Consider the following 16,486-nt stretch of genomic DNA (forward strand, 5'->3'; position numbering starts at 1 on the left):
CCAGCCCGGGTCGATCAACGAGGGGCCATGCGGATGGCTCCGTCGAGACGAATGGTCTCGCCGTTGAGCATCGGATTCTCGACGATGTGCGCCGCCAGAGATGCGAACTCGGACGGGTCGCCCAGCCTGCTCGGGTGCGGCACCTGCTGGCCGAGGGAGGCCAGGGCCTCCTCGGGCAACGACGACAGCAGCGGGGTGTGGAACAGCCCCGGCGCGATGGTGACGACACGGATGCCCAGCGACGCCAGGTCGCGGGCGATCGGCAGCGTCATACCGACGATGCCGCCCTTGGAAGCCGAGTAAGCTGCCTGACCGATCTGACCGTCGAAGGCAGCGATCGACGCCGTGTTGACGATGACCCCCCGTTCTTCGACTTTGGGCTCCTCGCCGACCATGTCGAGGGCGCTCATGCGTTCGGCGGCGAGGCGGATGACGTTGAACGTGCCGATGAGGTTGATGTCGATGATCCGCTGGAACGCGTCGAGCGGATACGCACCCTTCTTGCCCACCGTCTTGATGGCATCGCCGGTGCCGGCACAGTTGACGACGACGCGAAGGTCGCCGAGCTCTGCGGCCACGTCGAGGGCTTGCGTGACGGCATCGGTGTCGCGGACATCGGCGGGAGCGAAGCGCACCGCGTCGCCGAGGGTCGCGGCGACCTCCTCGCCGGGCGAACCGGGCAGATCGACGATCACGACGTTGGCTCCGGCGTCGACGAACGTCTCGACGGTGGCGCGACCGAGCCCGGAGGCCCCACCGGTGACGAGGGCGACTTGGTTGCTGATGTCCATGAAGAACTATCCTTCGAAAGCGAGCGAAGCGGTCGAGACGAGCGGAGTGGACAGTATGACAAGCACGACGGACAACAGGACGGGCACCCGCAGCGGCGACCAGCTCCGCGTGACCGTCCACGACGGCGCGATGCGCATCGAGATCAACCGCCCCGACTCGCTCAACGCAGTCACGGCCGACGTTCTCGAGGACATGGCCGACGCGGTCGAGCAGGCGGGCGAGCGGCCCGACGTCCACGTCGTCGTCCTGTCCGGTGCCGGCCGCGCGTTCTGCTCGGGAGCCGACATCGGCGATGGTGGCGAGCTCGACGCCGGCGAGGGCCCCGCCGCGACACTCGACGGCGCCAGTCGCCTCGTCGCCGCGATCCGCGATCTTCCGCGCCCGGTCGTCAGCGTCGTCCAAGGGCCGTGCGCCGGCGTCGGGGTGTCCATCGCCCTGTCCTGCGACCTCGTGCTCGCGAGCTCCAAGGCGTTCTTCATGCTCGCCTTCACCAAGATCGGGCTCATGCCCGATGGCGGCGCGACCGCCCTGGTGGCGGCTTCTGCGGGCCGCGCCAAGGCCATGCGGATGGCCCTGCTCGGAGAGCGGCTCCACGCCGATGGGGCCGAGTCGTTGGGGCTCGTCACGCACCTGTTCGACGCCGACAGCTTCGACGAGGACGTCGAGGGCGTCCTCTCCGTGCTCCGTGCCGGCCCGATGGTCGGCTACGCGCGCACCAAGCACGCCGTCAACGCGGCGACCCTGGGCCCACTCGACGCGGCGTTCGCCCTCGAACGCGAAGGTCAGCTCGGCCTGCTTGCCGCCGCGGACTTCGCCGAGGGGACGGCCGCCTTCAAGGAGAAGCGCAGCCCCACCTTCAGCGACATCCCCTGAAGACGACCACGATGGCTACCCACCCCGCCCCCGACGTCTGGGAGGTCCAAGGCCGGCAGATCGATCTGCCGGTCAAGATCGAGTCGGCATCGTTCGCCGGCGCCCTGTGGCGCCCGTCGCGGACTGCCGTCGACGCCCAGCTCGAGCAGTACGGACTGCGGTCGGCGGGCTTCCGCGACGGCGGGCTCGCGCTGCTGATGCTGGTCGTCTACCGCGAGTTCGTGCTCGGAACCTACGACGAGGTCGGACTCGCCGTGCTCGCCAGTGGTCCGGGCGGCCCCGGGATGTTCACCCTCGAGCTCCCGGTCACCCAGGGTTTCACGCGCGAGGCCGGCAGGGAGATCTGGGGCCTTCCCAAGTGGCTGATGACGTCGAGGGCCCACGTCGGCGGCGCCCGATCCACCCTGTCGATGAGCGACGGCGATGTCGCTGTCATGGACGCGACGATCCAGACCGGGCACCGTCCCCTTCCGATCCCGGTGCCGCTGATCACCCCCACGTTGGCCCGCGCCGAGGACGGCCCGCACGCCGGGCGACTGCTGCGCGGCAAGGCGTTGATGCGAGGACACCGGGTGCGGATCGGTCGTGGACGCGGCACCACGTTCGGCTGGGGCGAGCACCCGATGGCCGATCGAGCCCGCGCACTCGGGATGGACCGGCCGCCCTTCGCCACGATCTCGGCAGAGCGGCTGACCGGCTCGCTCGGCGAGTCGCGGGCCGTCGACGGCTGACCAGTCACGCGGGTCGCGCGAGCGCGATCAGCTCCTTGCGGAGACGAACGAACAGCCGGGGCTTGCCGAGCACGGCCGCGGCCACGAGCTCGTCCCCGCGATACCACCCGTAGGCCGCCTTGGGGTCTTCGTCATCGACCTCGAGCCAGCCGTCGCTGTCGCCCAGCTCGGGCCAGCCGATGAGCTGGACCTTGACACCGGGCTGGTCGGTCCAGAAGTACGGCGGCGACTCCATGAAGCGCGGCGCCTCGAGCCCGACGATCGCGTGGGCGACGATCGCCGACTGGTCGCTGGCCGACGACCAGTGCTCGCGACGCACGTGCCGGCCCGACCTCGGGTCGTACCACGCCGACACGTCGCCGACCGCCCACAGGCCCGGGTGGCCCACGACGCGTCCGTGGTCGTCGCAGTGGACGCCGTCAGGGCCGGCGAGCTCGCCGAGCACCTCGGAGTTGATTCGGGCTCCGAACCCCGCGACGACGAGGTCGGCGGAGAGCACGCGTCCATCGGCCAGCTCGACGGACGCGCCGTCGTCATGGGCGTCGACCGACGTGACTGGCGTGCCCGTGAGCACCCGGGTGCCGGCGTCCTGATGGATCTGCCGAACCACCCCGCCCACCTCTGCGCCGAGAGGGGTGAGCAGGCCGGGCAGCGCCTCGACGATGGTGGCGTCGGTGCCGTGGGCCCTGGCCGCAGCAGCGACCTCCGCACCGATGAACCCGCCGCCGAGCACCAGCACCGAATCGGCACGCCCCAGGTCGCCCGCCAGGGAGACGGAGTCGCCGAGCTTGCGAAGCATGCGTACGGCGGGTTGGTCGGCCACGAGGCCGGGCACGGCGGCGCGAGCACCGGTGGCGATGACCACGGCGTCGGCCTCCAACCGCTCTCCGTCTGCGGTCTCGACCTGGCCGGCGGTGACCGACGTGACGTGCACGCCGCGTCGTAGCTCGATCTCGAGGGTGGCGATCTCGTCCTCGGAGGTGAGGTGGACGGACTCGGGTTCCCGCTCGCCGGTGAGGACCTGCTTCGACAGTGGTGGCCGGTCGTACGGGAGCTCGTCCTCGTCGCCGATGACCGTGATGGGGCCCTCGAATCCCGCTTTCCGGGTCTCCTTCGCTGTTCTCCAGCCGGCAATCCCGGCGCCGACGACCAGCAGCGATCGGGGCTCGGAACGGGTCATCGACTCTCCTCCGGACGGTCGGGCCAATGTTAACGGCGATGCGGATGTGACCTCGACGCACGTCACCGCTACGGTGGGTCACGTTGTCGTGATCATCCGCCACGTCCAGGAGAACCCACAGTGCCGGCCAACAAGCTGTACAAGTTCACCGCTGCGACCGTGATGTCCATCGTCGCCCTCGCCACCGTCGTCACCTTCACGAGCTCCGATGCCGCCGATTCCTCACCCATCGCCGCCATCGTTCCGAACGTGCCGAGCAACGATTCTGCTGCCCCCACCGTCGACACCAGCGACGAGCCGTCGGTGACCCCGACGCCTTCCGTGGACGCGGCCAGGGTCACGGCTCCGCCGCCGAGCCCCGAGCCGACCGAGTCGACCGACCGCTCGTCCGATCGTGACGACGACAAGTCGTCATCGAAGTCGAAGAAGTCGGACTCGAAGCAAGACAAGTCGTCTCCGTCACCCTCCTCGTCGCCCTCGCCCTCGCCCTCAGGAGGCGGCCTCGGCGGCCTCCTCCGCGGCCTGCTCGGCGGCTAGGCAGCTCTAGCAGCCGAGCCTGCTTCGACGGCCGCGGCCGCGCGAAGGAACACCACATGGCCGCCGTCGTCTACGAGAACGCGACACTGCAGTACCCCGGGGCGTCGCAACCCGCAGTCGACGACCTCAGCCTCGAGATCGGCGACGGCGAGCTCATGGTGCTCGTCGGCCCCTCCGGCTGCGGCAAGTCCACCAGCCTGCGGATGCTGGCAGGACTGGAGGAGGTCACCAGCGGCTCGGTCCGTATAGGCGTCCGCGACGTGACGCACTTGCGCCCGAAGGAGCGGGACGTCGCGATGGTCTTCCAGAACTACGCGTTGTATCCGCACATGAGCGTCGCCGACAACATGGCGTTCTCGCTCAAGATCGCCGGCATCGGCAAGGACGACCGCCTCGCGCGAGTCCGCGACGCAGCAGGTCTGCTCGGTCTGGAGGACCTGCTCGATCGCAAGCCCAGATCCCTGTCGGGTGGCCAGCGGCAACGCGTGGCGATGGGCCGGGCGATCGTCCGGCAACCACAAGTCTTCTGCATGGACGAGCCGCTGTCCAACCTCGACGCGAAGCTCCGCGTCTCGACGCGCACCCAGATCGCCGCCTTGCAGCAACGGCTGGGCGTCACGACCGTGTACGTCACGCACGACCAGGTCGAGGCCATGACCATGGGCGACCGGGTGGCCGTGCTCAAGGACGGACTCCTGCAGCAGGTCGACACACCTCTCGGTCTGTACGACCGGCCCTCGAACCTGTTCGTCGCCGGCTTCATCGGCTCTCCGGCCATGAATCTCCTCTCGGCGACGGTGGCGGAAGGTGTCGCTCGCATCGGCAGGTACGAGGTGCCGGTCGACCGGGAAGCGGCGTCGAGCTCCAGCGGTCCGATCACGGTCGGGGTGCGTCCGGAGTCGTGGCGGATGGTCGACGAGGGCACCGGATTGCCCGTCACGGTGCTCGTGATCGAGGAGCTCGGGTCCGACGCCTTCGTATACGGCACCTGTGATGTCGAAGGAACGCCCGAGCAGATCGTCGTCCGTGTCGAGGCTCGGCGATTCCTGGTGAAGGGATCGACGATCCACGTGTCCGCCGACCCGCACCATGTCCATGTCTTCGACACCGCCACGGGCGCGAACCTCGCTCTGTAACGGAACGTCAGCGCGGCACGGCGAGGGTCGTCGGTTCCAACCTGCCGCGCAGCAGCAACGGTTCCAGCAGCCGCCACAGCTCGCGCTCGCCTGATTCGGCGCTCTCCACGATCCGCTGCGAGGCGATCACCCGGCCCGGATGTTCCTTGGCCTGCTCGGTGAGGCGGGCCGCCTCGTTCACCGGGTCGCCGATCACGGTGTACTCGAGCCGCTCGGTGGCCCCGATGTTGCCGGCGATGACCAGCCCCTGGGAGACGCCGATCCCCGCATCGAGCTCCGGCACCTCGTCCTTCAGGCGCCGCGACATCTCGCGGGCGGCTCCGAGGGCGTTCGCCGCAGGATCGGGCAGGACGAGCGGGGCGCCGAAGATGCACAGGGCGGCGTCACCCTCGAACTTGTTCACCAGCCCGCCGTACGACCCGACCACGTCGACGACGACCTCGAAGAACCGGTTCAGCGCCGTCACCACCTCGGCCGGAGACCGGGTGGCGGCGAACGTCGTGCTGCCGATGACGTCGACGAAGAGCGCCGCCGCCTCGCGCTCCTCGCCGCCCAGCTCGACCCCGTGCTCGAGCGCCAGACGCGCGACGTCGACACCGACATGGCGTCCGAACAGGTCCCGCAGCTGCTCGCGCTCGTGCAACGCCGTGACCATCCGGTTCAGACCGGCCTGCATCTGACCGATCTCTCCGTTGTCGTCCACCGCCACGTGGACCCCGAGGTTGCCGTTCTCCACGTCGGCCAGCGCCGTCGTGAGCTCGCCCAGCGGCTCGCCGATCGACTTGGCGAACAGGACGGTGGCGAACAGCCCGCCCGTGAGCACGATCAGCCCGACCACGAGACCGCTGATCGAGATCCGTTCAAGGGACGCTCCGGAGAAGGGCGAGAACGCGACCAGCAGCACCAGTGCCAGCAGCGGTACTCCGGTGGTCAGGCCCCAGGTGAAGATCGCACGCTCGCCGACGCCGGCGGTCGTCCCCTGTTCAGGTGGGTGGAGCTCGAGAACCCGGGCCGTCGCCGGGCGGAGCAACCGGTTGACCAGCAGGTACGACGTCGTCGCCGTGGCAAGTCCGGCGCTGAGCACTGCTCCCCCGGCCAGGAATCCGAAGGCTGTGTCGATCGGCAGGTCGAGGACCAGGAACGCCACGGTGGAGAGCGTCCACAGGACCACCTGCATCTTGAACAGGAACCAGGGCAACCCGAGCGTGAGCGCCTGCTGCTCGGGATCCGGATCGGTACCGCTGACCGTCCACGCGAGCGCCCGGTGGGTGCGGGGCACGCCAGCGACGGCGAGCACCACCCAGGCGATCACCGTGCACACGAGGCCCAGCACGACGTTGTCCCGCGTCACGTCATCGCCCGTGGCCGCCGGCGGGAGCGGGAACACGAACAGGTACTGGACCATGAGCAGTGACGTGCCCACCAGGTTGGCGAGCCACACGTCCGCCACGACGCGCCACGGTCGAACGCCCTTGACCGGATGAAGTCTCATGCGCTGATGCTGTCGGAGTGGCGCGACCCTGCGCAACGATCCGAAAACGTCTGATCCGCCCGGGCCATGCGCGACGGGCTTCCCGCACGGCATGCTGAGGACATGAAGACGAAGGTCCTGATCCTGGGGGCTGGTTTCGGCGGGCTCGAGCTGAGCAGCCTCCTGTCCGAGCGCCTCGCCGACGAGGTCGAGGTCACGCTCATCGACCAGGACGACGCGTTCGTCTTCGGGTTCTCGAAGCTCGAGGTCCTCTTCGGTCGCCAGACCCGCGACGAGGTGCGGCTCCCCTACCGCCACATCGCCAAGCCGGGCGTCGAGTTCCGACAGGAAAGCGTCCTCTCGATCGACCCGCAGACGCGACGCGTCATCACCGACGCGGCGGAGTACGACCCGGACGTCCTCGTCGTCGCGCTGGGTGCCGACTACGACCACGGGGCCACGCCGGGATTCGTCGAGGGCGGGTTCGAGTTCTACACGGTCGGCGGGGCGGAGCGGCTACGCGACGAGCTCGCCACCTTCGGCGGCGGACAGGTTCTGCTCGCAGTCCTCTCGATCCCGTTCAAGTGCCCGCCCGCCCCGTACGAGGCGATCCTGCTGCTGCACGACCAGCTCGTCGAGCGAGGCGTCCGCGACGCCACCGAGATCACCGTGATCAGCCCGCAACCGGCGCCTATCCCGGTCTCACCCGATGCATCGGGCGCCGTCGAGCGGACGATGGCCGACCGCGGGATCGAGTACGTCAAGCGCCACCGCGTGCGCGGCATCGACGCGGATGCGAAGGTCGCGCACCTCAAGGACCACGACGAGTCGTACGACCTGTTCATCGGCATCCCTGTGCACAAGGCGCCGGACGTGATTCTCGAGTCCGGCCTGGCTACGGATGGCTGGGTCGAGGTCGACCCGTTCACCCTGGCCACCGGGTTCCCCGGTGTTTATGCGATCGGGGACTGCACGGGGACCGGCATGCCGAAGGCGGGCGTCTTCGCCGAACGTGCGGCCATCGCGGTCGCGGATGCCGTCGCCGCCACGATCAGAGGTGGTGACGCGCGCCCGTACAGCGGGACCGGACTCTGCTTCGTGGAGTTCGGGCACGGCGAGGTGGGGAAGGTCGACATCGACTTCCACGCCGAGGGCGGGCCCACCGCTACTCTGTTCGGCCCCGACGTGGTGCACACCGCCGAGAAGGCCGAGTTCGGTGCGTCCCGGCGAAACCGCTGGTTCGGGCTCTGATCAGGCCGTTTCGTCCAGCTCCCGGGGGATGGCGATCACGTCGACGAGGGCGCCGTTGCGCATGACCGTGATCTCCACCGGCTCGCCGATCGCATCCTCGACCATGAATCGCTGCAGGTCGGTGGCCGAGGCGACGGGCTTTCCTGCCGCGGCGACGATCAGGTCGCCCAGATGCAGACCCGATGCGGCCGCCGGACTGTCCGCGACGACCTGTGCGATCAAGAGACCGGTTCGCTGGTGCGTGCGCTCGGCGAGGTCCGGCGGCAGCGGTCGCTGGGAGCTGGCGACCCCGAGCCAGGCCCGGCGGACCCGGCCGCGGGTGGTGAGGGCGGTGATGATGCTCCGGGTCGTCTCGTTGATCGGAACCGCCAGACCCAGGCCGATACCGGCAACGGCGGTGTTCACGCCGACGAGCCGACCTCGGCTGTCGGCGAGCGCGCCTCCGCTGTTGCCGGGATTCAGGGCGGCGTCGGTCTGGATCACCTCGTCGACCACCCGTCCCGCCTTCGTCGGCAGAGACCGCCCGAGGGCGGACACGATGCCGGCGGTGACGCTCCCGGCCAGACCGTTCGGGTTACCGAGCGCGATCACGATCTGGCCGACCTGGAGGCGACTCGCGTCGCCGAGGGGAACGGCGGGCGGGACGTCATCACGCGCACGGAGCACCGCCAGGTCGGAGAGGGGATCCCTGCCCACGACGTCAACCGTCGTCTCGCTGCCATCAGCGAACTCGGCGACGGCGCGGCGGGCGTCGTGGACGACGTGGGCGCTCGTCAGCAGGAGTCCGTCATCGGACAGGACACTGGCGCTTCCCACACCCTGGAAGTGGCGCGTTCGCACCGAGAGGCTGGCGACGCTGGGCGCCAAGGCCGCGGCCACGCGCGTCACGATGCTCGAGTAGGCATCCATGGCCAACTCGTCGACGGCGAGCTCGTCGCCGGGCTCCTCATCCGTGCCCATGACTCATTCAACCCTCTTGGGGTGCAGAAGTATCCGTCGTTCACTCTCAGCGGAACCCACCGCTACGGTGGGCGGGATGAGTGAATTCACAGGACGAACAGTCGTGGTGACCGGGGCCAGCGGTGCCCTCGGTGCCGGTCTGGCGGCAGCGTTCACCGACGCCGGTGCCGACGTGGTCGGGATCGATCGGGCCGCCCCCGACGACGGGGCCGTCGTCGACGGCGCCCGCTACGAGATCGTCGATCTCACCGACGATGCCGAGGTCACTTCGCTGCTCGACGCGATCGGCGCGCCATGGGCGGTCGTGAACACCGTCGGCGGATTCGCGCCGCACTCCCCGCTCGCGCAGCTGGATCCCGACGAGCTCGGACGGCAGCTGACCCTGAACCTGACAACCGCGGCCCTGGTCACCAAGCACGCGCTTCGCATGATGCAACCGGTCGGCGAGGGCCGGATCGTCCTCACGGCCAGCAAGGCCGCGACCGTCACCAAGGGCAACGGCTTCGCCTACTCGGTCAGCAAGCTCGGTGTACTGCACCTGGCGCGCATGGCTGCCGAGGAGGTCGCCGGCACCGGGATCACCGTCAACAGCGTCGTGCCCTCGATCATCGACACCCCGGCCAACCGCGCCTCGATGCCGGACTCCGACCACGACCGCTGGCCGAAGGTCCCCGACGTCGCACAGACCTACATCTTCCTCGCCTCGCCCGAGGCGAAGCTCGTCAACGGGGCCGCGCTGCCGGTGTGATCGTTTAACCCGAATTGGTTGTCATAATCTGTCGTCACAATGTTGTCGATGTGAACGGGTGGACGATGATTCTTCGGCTGTGGAGTGGTTTCACGGAGCCAGCGATGGGCCCTGACTACGACCGAGTCCTGAACAGTGACGTCGCGCCGGGCATCGTCTCTCGCCAGGTTGCCGGCCTCGAGCGATTCGAGGTGTGGCGTCGGCTGCCTGAAGAGGAGACGACCGAGCAGGAATTTCTGACTGCCATGAGGTTCACCGACCTCGCCGCCGTGGGGCGGTTCACCGGCGGCGACCCGCGAGGTTCAGTGGTGCCTCCCCAGGCACGTGCCTTGCTCAAGAGGTTCGACGAGCACTCGCGCCACTACGAGCTGCGCCACCGTCACTGCTGACCGGAGAGATTCGTCCGTAGTGCTTGCGGGTGATCGCCGTAGCGGCCTCGTATGTATGACCTCGGCCGCCGCGGTCACGAAGAGTCCGGTGGACAACCCCAGGAGGCCGCTTGCACCAGCGGAGGCTGCTGCAGCGAATCTGTCTGTCCGCGGCTGGTTCCGGCCTCAGCCGAGCGTGTGGATGGTCAAGGCAACGGCGAAGCCGAGGGTCGTGACGACCCCGACCAGCTTGCCACCGTGCTCGAACGCCTCCGGCATCATCGTGTTGGCGAGCATGGTGAGGATCGCACCTGCGGCGAAGGCAAGCACGAAGGCGACGGTGTCAGGCGAGGAGTCCTGGAAGAGTGCGTACCCGCTCAGGGAGGACAGTCCGCAGATCACCACGATCGCGATCCACATCCACAGGATCCGGGCGCTTGACCAGCCGCCCTTCGCGAGGCCCGTCGTGGCAGAGACGGACTCCGGCAGGTTGGATATGAAGACCGCGGCCAGGTAGGCGGCACCGACCTCCCCGCCCTCGTAGATGGTCAGGCCGATCACCGTCGCCTCCGGGATCCCGTCGAGCACCGTGCCGAGCACGATCGTCGAGCGAGGAGCCGCTGCCCTGATCCCCGGTCGCGTTCTTGCGCGCACCGCCACCGAACCGGTCGATCAGCTTGTCTCCGCCGAAGAAGACCAGGCAGCCGGCGAAGACTCCCATGACGACCGAGCCGGTGCCGGACGCCTGTTCGGCAGCCTCTTCGATCAGGTCGAACGACACGGCGTTGACCAGCAGGCCGTCACCGAATCCCATGATCAACCCGATGGCACGCAGCCCGATGTGGAAGCGAAGCGCGATCAGCGCGCCGATGACCAGCGAGGATGCCGCCAGGGCTCCCCAGACGAATGCTCCGCTCGACATGGCACGCCTCGGATGTCCATGCCTCAGACCGCCACGCTCACGGGGAAGGTCGAAAGCCACGCCAGCGCACCGAGGAGCACGACGCACCCGGCGATCGTCATCACCCAACGTGACCGCCGGTCCCGGAGTCGGGTGCTCATGCCTGCGAAGAACAGCACGACGGCATACAGCACGACAGTGAGCACGTAGTTGCTGGAGCGCTGGATGTTCAGGCGCACCTCGGCGGCTGACTTCTCGGCCGCTGCGTCGAGCCGCTCGGCCTCGTCCTTGGACGCCACCTGGTATTCGTCCATGGCGAACGGGGTCGACGGAGCATCGGCGTTCGTGAGCGGGTCGAGAGCGATCCACGCTTCGTGAGCCGACCGGAACTCGGGGCGGAACCGGTCCACGTAGAAGGCGGCGACCTTCGTCTCCCCCCGCTGGTCCGCGTCGGCCCAGGCAATGAACGTGGCGACATCGACCTGGGTCTGCGCCCGCGCCAGCCCGTCAGCCCGGGCCGCCTCGATCCTCACAGCGTTGGTGCGACCCGCGGCGGCGGCCTGTTCGCCGTTCCAACGGGTGGCCTGGTAGCTGCTCCACGACGTGGCCAGGGCCGCGACCACGAGCAGGACCGTGACGAGCAGCTCCTGCCAGCCGCGCCGGTCGTCCGGCGCTTCAGCTCGGCTTGCCATGCTCGTCGCAAGGAGGAGTGACGTCCAGGTCGATGGCCTCGAGCTGGGTGTCGATGAGACGCTGGGTTCGCTCCATCGCCGTCGGATGCAACCGGCCCACGCCGTCGCCGTGTGGGTGGTCGAAGAACATCAGGAGCAGCAGGAGGAGCGAGATCACCACCGTGACGCTGCCCATGAGCATGCCCTGCGTCACCCTGCCCTCGGCCGGGTCGGCGAAGAACAACAGGTAGGCGAAGACGACCCCGGAAATCAAGACGAGAGCCACCCACAGGGGGACGGGGATGATGCCTTCGGCCCCGTGGATGCGGGAGATCCGCGCCTGCTCGCGATCGGCGGTCTGGCTCATCCACCGGTCGTAGGCGGACTGCTCGGTCGCCGAGGCGGGGTCGACCGCCGAGATCGTGCGGAACATCTCCGCCCCCCAGGGGTTGATCTGGTCACCCAGTGTTCCCTCCCGAAGAGCGTCCCACTCGGGCCCGACCACCGACCGGACGTAACACGTCAGCTCACCGGTGAGCTCCGCACTCGCGTCGGGAAGGAATTGTGCCGTCTGGACCTGCTGCGCCACGATGGTCGCCTCCGACTCGGCGCCTGTTCGCGACTCGTCGTAGGACGAGAACGCCAGGAAGATGATGAAGCCGAGCAGCACCGAGAAGCCCGTGGCGAGGACCCCGAAGACGCCCGAGGCGCGGTCACCGTCGGCGAAGTAGCTCCCCTCGGGGGCGCGCCGACGGACTGCGAGCATCGACGCGACCGTGACCGCGGTGATGACGAGGGTCACGATGATGCCCAGGAGGATGTTCATCGATATCCTCCCGCTCCGGGTTGTCGCTCAGCCGTTGAGGATGCGGTTCTTCTGCTGCTCGAACTCGGCCTCGTTGAGCACACCGGCTTCCTTGAGGTCGCCGAGCTCCTTGAGCTGAGCCAGCTTGCTCTCCATGTCGTTGTCCGGCGCAGCGGCTGCTGGCGGCGGAGGCGGAACGTACTGGGGCTCTGGAGCGTACTGCTGCTCTTGAGCGGCCCACCGGCCGGCCTGGCGTCGCGAGACCCGGTTGGACACCGCGGTAGCCGTACCGGCAACTACGGCGGTACGGGCCACTCCACGAAGAAGTCCCATGATTATGCCTCTCTCTCCTGTGCTCAGACTGCGGTGTCGGCGGACTCGGCTGCCTCCACGGACGCGAGCAACGCCTGGACTGGGATGCGACCACTGGCGACCAGACGCCCACCACCGCGTCTCAGCGCGCTGGCGAAGGGACCGGCCCACACGTTCTCGAAGACGAGGATGCCCGCTGAGCTGCCGGCCTCGAGAACCGTACCCGCATCTTCGACGTCTTCCTCGCCGAGCAACCCGGACGAAGCACCTTCGAACACGGCGAGGTCGAGTTTGCCATCTCCGTCGAGGTCGGAGATCGTCACGCTTCGGACCGACCCGTCGAGGTCCTTCGTGACGAACACCAGGTCGAGGATACGGATGATCCCCTTGTCGACGAGGTCGAGGAGAATAGGAAAGCCCTCTCCCGTCATCTTGTTGCCGGGGAACTCGACCACGATGTAGTCGATCGGACCCATCTGGTCCAAGTCGTCGTCGATCATGCATCCTCCTCGTAGTCTCAGACGGCCGTCACCACAACCCGCCTCGATCGGAGACTATGCAGCATGTTCGGGGCGTGACATCACCCGTGGCGGATGAGGACGCGACCGGCATGGTTCGAGATGTCGTGGTCATCCTTGCGATTTGGATGGCCCCAGGAGACCCGCCGGCGCCTCACCCGTGAGGGATGACGACACGCAGGTACCTGCGTCGGAGCATCGCAGCATCGCAGCAGCGTCGAGCCGCTCAGGGCGAAGGTGGTGTGGATGATGGCGTGGAGGGTGGTCGGTACGGCGCGCGTGTTGACCGGAGCCGGCTTCCTGTGGTGCCGCCCATGAGGTGGTTCCCTGACGAGCGCTCCGACGACCTCGCCGCCCTTTCCCTACGGGTGCAGGACTCCTTCGTCGGAAGAAGCATCCTGCGCTTCATCATGATGGAAGGCTTCGACCGCTGCATCGTCTTGTCCGCCCAGGCGTTCACCGCCATGATCCCGCTGTTCATCGTCGTCGCCAGCGCCGCTCCGGCCGGGCAGGAGGATGTGATCAGCCAGGGGATCATCAACCAGTTCGCTCTGACGGGTGCCTCGGCCGAGGCCGTGGAGCAGCTGTTCACCACGCCTGCTGGCGTGTCCAGCGATGTGACGGTCTTCAGCGCTCTGTTGCTGTTGTACTCAGGCGTTGCGTTCACGCGGCGCCTCCAGAGGATGTACAGCGCGGCGTGGGACCAGGAGAAGGCCGGTGCCCGCAGCATCCTCTTCGCCACGCTAGGCTTGGCGGCTCTGGTCCTGGAAGTGTTGGTCGCCTACGGGATTCGCAGCTTCACCAGCCACTTCCCGCTGGAGTGGCTCTGGGCCGTACTCATGTCGGCGGCGACCGGCTTGGTGCTCTGGACGTCGATCCCCTACCTGCTTCTCAACCGGCAGGTGCATTGGCGCCGTCTGCTGGTCGCCGGCGGGACGTCCGCAGTTGGGATGACCGTCTTCGCGATCGGGACGCCGATCTACATGCCAGGGGTGATGACCCGGGCCACCAACGACTTCGGTCTGTTCGGCATCACGATCACGATCATCGGATGGCTGTTGGCCGCTGCCTTCGTCCTGGTCGCCAGCACCTCCATCGGAGCCGAGTTCGACGCCTCGGACGCGCCGTGGCTCGTGCCCCTGAAGATCCGGTTCGGGCTCGTCGACCCTCGTGCGGAGGCTCCTGTCATCGCGGCAGCCGATCACCGGGGGCTCACCAGTGCTGACCTGCTGGCGCTGATCCGCGTCCTGATCAACTGGCTGATCATGACGGCGGCGGTCTGGGTTGCCACCGCCATCGTCCCGGGTATAAACGTCAGCGGCGGTCTCGGGACCTACCTCGCGATCTCCCTGCTCGGCGGGTTGGTCAACGCGGTGCTGGGTCCGTTGGTGTACTGGCTCGCGGGCTCACATTCCTGGATCCGCCTGGGTGTCCCCGCACTACTGGTCAACGCGATCCTGTTGGCCGCGACGGCGGGCGTGAGCGCGAACCTGAGCATCGACGGCCCTGGCAGCGCCATACTGGGCGCGTTGGTGGTGTCGGTGGCGGCAACCGTGCTCGAATTCGTGGTTCGCCCGATCCAGACCGCCAATTCGGCCTGAGCTCTGGTCGCCGAGCGACGAGATGCGCTGAATACGTCGAAGACTGTCCGTGACGTCGCGATGATCCGTCGCTACGTGATGGCGAGGGGTCCAGTTTCGCGTCGGGGACGCCAGTCGTAGACGACCGACGTACGGAGCACGGCGTCCTGCAGGGATCTCCGGGTACTCCCTGCACACCCCAGCAGTCCGATCGGGAACCCGACGCAGAAGATCGCGCGGACAAGAGCCGTCAGTGGGCCCACTGAGCCGCCATGTCGGCCGACAACACGCAGGCCCATCACGTGGTTGCCGTACGTCCGCCCGGTGGACCACCACGCCGCCGTCAGGTAGACGACGAGAACGCCCAAGAAAGTTCCCAGGCTGAGGAATGCCGAGACACGCGTGAACTCGAACCCGCGGGGGTTGACCATGAACAACAATGCGTTGAAACCCACGTAAGCGGCCAGGAGCCCGCCGCTCACACTCAACGCATCGATGGTGTTGGCGATGAGGCGCGTCACCAGCCCCGCCCGGCCCCCCTGATACGGACGGGCCTCGCGCGGAACAACTGAGATGCTCTCAACCATCACGGCGTCCGCAACGGTGCGTCGACATTCGACGAGGCTTCATTCTCCTGCCGCCCGTCTGGCGGCGCCCCTGTCTCACTCGGGGACGGCGCCGCTGGTCGACGGGCACGTCGCAGCCGGATTCGATCCGCGGCTCGTCCGATTGCGTCGTCCCCGGAGATGCTCCGCATCCGTACGCCGAGCAACGTGTCCGAGGCCATCGCACCAGTCGACTCACGGATGATCTCAGGCAGGTCGATCTCGGCGATCACCTGCTGAGCCAGGCCGGCCAGATCCACCTGGGCGATGACGGCCTCCAGATCGACGTGGCGCTGGATCAACTCGGTGAGGTCGAGGCGGCCCTCCAGCTCGACCGCGAGTGTCGACACGATCGAGTCGATCAGGTCTGCCAGGTCGTGCACGCTCGTACGGCGGTACGCAGCGCCGCGCCAGGCGAGCCCATTCAACCTGACCGCCGGGTGCAGTCGAGCAGGAAGGAGCGGTGGTTGAAGGACGACACGCGCCACCGGTGCGGCGAATGCACGAAGGGGTCGGCTCGCGGTGCCGGCGGCGGTCACGGCCAGAGCAGCCACACCGAATGCCATGTCCACGAGCAGCATGAGCTCACGCTCCGTCGGCTCACCAGCACTCTGATCGCTTGTCGCGCCTCGCTGCTCCATCTTGGGTGCCCTTTCGATGCGGTCACGGCCGCCCATGGAACCCGCCAGGAATGTCGCGGCCCAGTGACAAGGAATGGCCTGCGCCCAGCCTCACCGTCGTCACGCAGCGGCACCTCACCCCATGGGGGTGAGTGTGTTCGCGCCCGCTCGGGCCGACCTCGATCCACCTCCGCTAGCGATCAGCGCGGCGGCGGACTCACCCGAATGGGATGATGCGGGCGTTTCCCTGGCGGCACACCATCGGAGAGTCGCCCGCCGGTGGAGTAGTCATGGTTGTGCCCGCTGCTGGCACGACGCCGATCGATGGTCCCGAAACGTCACCCGCCGGAACCGAGCGCACTGCACCGCATGCGGGCATGTCCTGGATCCCGGGCGGCACCTTCCGGATGGGTTCCGAGGACCACTA

The 16,486-nt window shown here is 68.1% G+C and carries 19 protein-coding genes; 7 read left to right on the top strand and 12 right to left on the bottom strand.

The features are described 5' to 3' along the window. Nucleotides 1–14: 14 nt before the first annotated feature. On the bottom strand, nucleotides 15–791 hold the full coding sequence (locus ACRDPN_RS05685) for a 3-hydroxyacyl-CoA dehydrogenase (RefSeq protein ID WP_431446399.1): 777 nt from the start codon (nucleotides 789–791) through the stop codon (nucleotides 15–17). Nucleotides 792–846: 55 nt separating this feature from the next. Between ACRDPN_RS05685 and ACRDPN_RS05690 the strand changes: the two genes are divergently transcribed. Further along, complete coding sequence (locus ACRDPN_RS05690; RefSeq protein WP_431446400.1) at nucleotides 847–1,665, top strand: enoyl-CoA hydratase; 819 nt, start codon at nucleotides 847–849, stop codon at nucleotides 1,663–1,665. Nucleotides 1,666–1,676: 11 nt separating this feature from the next. Then, nucleotides 1,677–2,396, top strand: a complete 720-nt coding sequence (locus ACRDPN_RS05695; RefSeq protein ID WP_431446401.1) for an acetoacetate decarboxylase family protein — start codon at nucleotides 1,677–1,679, stop codon at nucleotides 2,394–2,396. Nucleotides 2,397–2,400: 4 nt separating this feature from the next. Here ACRDPN_RS05695 and ACRDPN_RS05700 read toward each other — a convergent pair whose 3' ends face one another. Then, nucleotides 2,401–3,576, bottom strand: a complete 1,176-nt coding sequence (locus ACRDPN_RS05700) for an NAD(P)/FAD-dependent oxidoreductase (RefSeq protein ID WP_431446402.1) — start codon at nucleotides 3,574–3,576, stop codon at nucleotides 2,401–2,403. A gap of 92 nt (nucleotides 3,577–3,668) precedes the next feature. Then, complete coding sequence (locus tag ACRDPN_RS05705) at nucleotides 3,669–4,025, bottom strand: hypothetical protein (RefSeq protein WP_431446403.1); 357 nt, start codon at nucleotides 4,023–4,025, stop codon at nucleotides 3,669–3,671. A 144-nt stretch (nucleotides 4,026–4,169) separates the two neighbouring features. Between ACRDPN_RS05705 and ACRDPN_RS05710 the strand changes: the two genes are divergently transcribed. Further along, on the top strand, nucleotides 4,170–5,249 hold the full coding sequence (locus ACRDPN_RS05710; protein WP_431446404.1) for an ABC transporter ATP-binding protein: 1,080 nt from the start codon (nucleotides 4,170–4,172) through the stop codon (nucleotides 5,247–5,249). 7 nt (nucleotides 5,250–5,256) lie between these two features. Here the strand turns inward: ACRDPN_RS05710 and ACRDPN_RS05715 are convergent, their stop codons facing one another. Next, nucleotides 5,257–6,741: an adenylate/guanylate cyclase domain-containing protein gene (locus ACRDPN_RS05715; RefSeq protein ID WP_431446405.1), complete on the bottom strand. Its 1,485-nt coding sequence runs from the start codon at nucleotides 6,739–6,741 to the stop codon at nucleotides 5,257–5,259. Between the two features lie 102 nt (nucleotides 6,742–6,843). Between ACRDPN_RS05715 and ACRDPN_RS05720 the strand changes: the two genes are divergently transcribed. Then, nucleotides 6,844–7,971, top strand: a complete 1,128-nt coding sequence (locus ACRDPN_RS05720) for an NAD(P)/FAD-dependent oxidoreductase (RefSeq protein ID WP_431446406.1) — start codon at nucleotides 6,844–6,846, stop codon at nucleotides 7,969–7,971. Here ACRDPN_RS05720 and ACRDPN_RS05725 read toward each other — a convergent pair whose 3' ends face one another. Further along, nucleotides 7,972–8,931 (bottom strand): S1C family serine protease, encoded by a 960-nt coding sequence (locus ACRDPN_RS05725; protein ID WP_431446407.1) that lies wholly within the window; start codon nucleotides 8,929–8,931, stop codon nucleotides 7,972–7,974. A gap of 76 nt (nucleotides 8,932–9,007) precedes the next feature. Here ACRDPN_RS05725 and ACRDPN_RS05730 point away from each other — a divergent pair, with 76 nt between their 5' ends. Beyond that, nucleotides 9,008–9,679 (top strand): SDR family NAD(P)-dependent oxidoreductase, encoded by a 672-nt coding sequence (locus tag ACRDPN_RS05730; protein WP_431446408.1) that lies wholly within the window; start codon nucleotides 9,008–9,010, stop codon nucleotides 9,677–9,679. A 104-nt stretch (nucleotides 9,680–9,783) separates the two neighbouring features. Next, the gene (locus ACRDPN_RS05735) at nucleotides 9,784–10,068 is read left to right on the top strand and encodes a hypothetical protein (RefSeq protein WP_431446409.1); all 285 of its coding nucleotides are present in this window, start codon (nucleotides 9,784–9,786) and stop codon (nucleotides 10,066–10,068) included. A gap of 165 nt (nucleotides 10,069–10,233) precedes the next feature. Here the strand turns inward: ACRDPN_RS05735 and ACRDPN_RS05740 are convergent, their stop codons facing one another. The 5 genes from ACRDPN_RS05740 to ACRDPN_RS05760 all read right to left on the bottom strand — a co-directional run bounded on the left by ACRDPN_RS05740 (nucleotide 10,234) and on the right by ACRDPN_RS05760 (nucleotide 13,236). Continuing rightward, nucleotides 10,234–10,701, bottom strand: coding sequence for a ZIP family metal transporter (locus tag ACRDPN_RS05740; protein WP_431446410.1), 468 nt, complete (start codon nucleotides 10,699–10,701; stop codon nucleotides 10,234–10,236). Nucleotides 10,702–10,992: 291 nt separating this feature from the next. Further along, a complete protein-coding gene (locus tag ACRDPN_RS05745) occupies nucleotides 10,993–11,640 on the bottom strand; it encodes a hypothetical protein (RefSeq protein WP_431446411.1) in 648 nt (215 codons plus the stop codon). Beyond that, nucleotides 11,624–12,445, bottom strand: a complete 822-nt coding sequence (locus tag ACRDPN_RS05750) for a hypothetical protein (RefSeq protein WP_431446412.1) — start codon at nucleotides 12,443–12,445, stop codon at nucleotides 11,624–11,626. Before ACRDPN_RS05750 ends, ACRDPN_RS05745 begins: the two co-directional genes overlap by 17 nt. Before the next feature lie 27 nt (nucleotides 12,446–12,472). Further along, complete coding sequence (locus ACRDPN_RS05755; RefSeq protein ID WP_431446413.1) at nucleotides 12,473–12,757, bottom strand: SHOCT domain-containing protein; 285 nt, start codon at nucleotides 12,755–12,757, stop codon at nucleotides 12,473–12,475. 23 nt (nucleotides 12,758–12,780) lie between these two features. Further along, on the bottom strand, nucleotides 12,781–13,236 hold the full coding sequence (locus ACRDPN_RS05760) for a DUF6325 family protein (protein WP_431446414.1): 456 nt from the start codon (nucleotides 13,234–13,236) through the stop codon (nucleotides 12,781–12,783). 332 nt (nucleotides 13,237–13,568) lie between these two features. On the opposite strand from ACRDPN_RS05760, the gene ACRDPN_RS05765 reads away from it, so the two are divergent. Continuing rightward, nucleotides 13,569–14,855: a YhjD/YihY/BrkB family envelope integrity protein gene (locus ACRDPN_RS05765; RefSeq protein WP_431446415.1), complete on the top strand. Its 1,287-nt coding sequence runs from the start codon at nucleotides 13,569–13,571 to the stop codon at nucleotides 14,853–14,855. 71 nt (nucleotides 14,856–14,926) lie between these two features. Here ACRDPN_RS05765 and ACRDPN_RS05770 read toward each other — a convergent pair whose 3' ends face one another. After that, complete coding sequence (locus tag ACRDPN_RS05770) at nucleotides 14,927–15,355, bottom strand: RDD family protein (protein WP_431446416.1); 429 nt, start codon at nucleotides 15,353–15,355, stop codon at nucleotides 14,927–14,929. 65 nt (nucleotides 15,356–15,420) lie between these two features. Beyond that, nucleotides 15,421–16,020: a hypothetical protein gene (locus ACRDPN_RS05775; RefSeq protein WP_431446417.1), complete on the bottom strand. Its 600-nt coding sequence runs from the start codon at nucleotides 16,018–16,020 to the stop codon at nucleotides 15,421–15,423. Between the last annotated feature and the right edge of the window lie 466 nt (nucleotides 16,021–16,486).

The organism is Aeromicrobium sp. (assembly GCF_050700635.1).
Taxonomy (GTDB): Bacteria; Actinomycetota; Actinomycetes; order Propionibacteriales; family Nocardioidaceae; genus Aeromicrobium.